This window comes from uncultured Pelagimonas sp. (assembly GCF_947498515.1).
In the GTDB taxonomy this organism is placed as follows: Bacteria; Pseudomonadota; Alphaproteobacteria; order Rhodobacterales; family Rhodobacteraceae; genus Pelagimonas.
Genome location: NZ_CANMKO010000030.1, coordinates 1 through 1,899, shown reverse-complemented (window position 1 = coordinate 1,899; position 1,899 = coordinate 1). Strand labels below are relative to the sequence as shown.

General features: G+C 58.7%; 1 protein-coding gene. It reads left to right on the top strand.

Features of this window, described 5'->3' with window-relative positions; translation table 11 throughout:
- Window positions 1–1,899: acetate--CoA ligase (acs, locus tag Q1A43_RS22360; protein ID WP_299939050.1), on the top strand; the 1,899-nt coding region annotated here is incomplete at both ends.

Genomic DNA, 1,899 nt, shown 5'->3' with positions numbered 1-1,899 from the left:
TCCACCATCGGCCGAGTTGGTAGCCGGCGCTCATGTTGACGCGGGTCGTTATGATGAGATGTATGCGCAATCGGTGAATGATCCGGAAGGATTTTGGGGCGCACAGGCGGAGCGGCTTGATTGGATTAAGAAGCCCACGCAGGTAAAGAACACCAATTACAACTTCGGTGACGTGAACATCGAATGGTTTGCCGACGGCACATTGAACGTCGCGGCCAATTGTATTGACCGTCATCTGGAAAAGCGCGGCGATCAGACCGCGATCATTTTTGAGGCGGACGATCCCAACGAGCCGGCGCAAAACATCACCTACAAAGAGCTGCATCGCAATGTTTGCCGCACCGCAAACGTGCTTGAGCAGCTGGGCGTGCGCAAGGGTGACCGCGTTGTCATCTATCTCCCGATGATCCCCGAAGCCGCCTATGCCATGCTGGCCTGTGCGCGGATTGGTGCGATCCACTCGATTGTTTTCGCAGGGTTTTCCCCCGACGCCTTGGCCGCACGTGTCAATGGCTCGGACGCCAAAGTTGTCATCACCGCCGACCACGCCCCCCGTGGCGGGCGCAAGACGCCGCTCAAATCCAACGCCGATGCGGCGCTGTTGCACTGCAAGGACACGGTCAAATGTCTGGTGGTCAAGCGCACCGGCGGTCAAACCACTTGGGTTGCGGATCGCGACTATGACTACAACGAAATGGTCATGGAAGCCGACGATTATTGCCGCCCCGTTGAGATGAGCGCCGAAGATCCGCTGTTCATTCTTTACACCTCCGGGTCGACCGGTCAGCCCAAGGGCGTTGTGCACACATCGGGCGGCTATTTGCTTTATGCGGCGCTGACCCAAGAGGTGGTTTTTGACTACCAAGAGGGCGATGTTTACTGGTGTACTGCGGACGTTGGCTGGGTCACCGGACACTCGTATATCGTGTATGGCCCGCTGGCCAATGGCGCGACCACGGTGATGTTCGAAGGTGTTCCAACCTACCCGGATGCCTCGCGGTTCTGGCAGGTCTGTGAAAAGCACAAGGTCAACCAATTCTACACCGCGCCGACGGCCATTCGCGCCCTGATGGGTCAAGGTCCTGAGTTCGTTGAGAAATGTGACCTGTCGTCCCTGCGCATTCTTGGCACCGTCGGTGAGCCGATCAACCCCGAGGCTTGGAACTGGTACAATGATGTTGTTGGCGGCGGGCGTTGCCCAATCGTTGACACCTGGTGGCAGACCGAAACCGGTGGTCACATGATGACGCCGCTTCCCGGCGCGCATGCAACCAAACCGGGTAGCGCGATGAAGCCCTTCTTTGGCGTCCAGCCGGTGGTTCTTGACCCGCAGTCAGGCGAAGAAATCGACACCTATCCGGTCGAAGGCGTCTTGGCGATCAAAGACAGCTGGCCCGGTCAGATGCGCACCATCTGGGGCGATCACGAGCGGTTCCAAAAGACCTACTTCTCGGATTACAAAGGCTACTACTTCTCGGGCGACGGTTGCCGCCGCGACGAGGATGGCGATTACTGGATCACTGGCCGCGTCGATGACGTGATCAACGTATCCGGTCACCGCATGGGCACCGCCGAAGTTGAATCGGCTCTGGTCGCGCATGCCAAGGTCGCCGAAGCCGCGGTTGTCGGATATCCACATGAAATCAAGGGCCAAGGCATCTATTGCTACGTCACCTTGATGAACGATGTGGAACCAACGGACGAGCTGCGCAAGGAGCTGCGGACCTGGGTGCGCACCGAAATCGGCCCCATCGCATCGCCCGACCTGATCCAATGGGCCCCCGGCCTGCCCAAAACCCGCTCCGGCAAAATCATGCGCCGCATCCTGCGCAAAATCGCCGAAAACGACTACGGTAGCCTTGGCGACACATCAACACTCGCAGATCCAAGCGTGGTGGA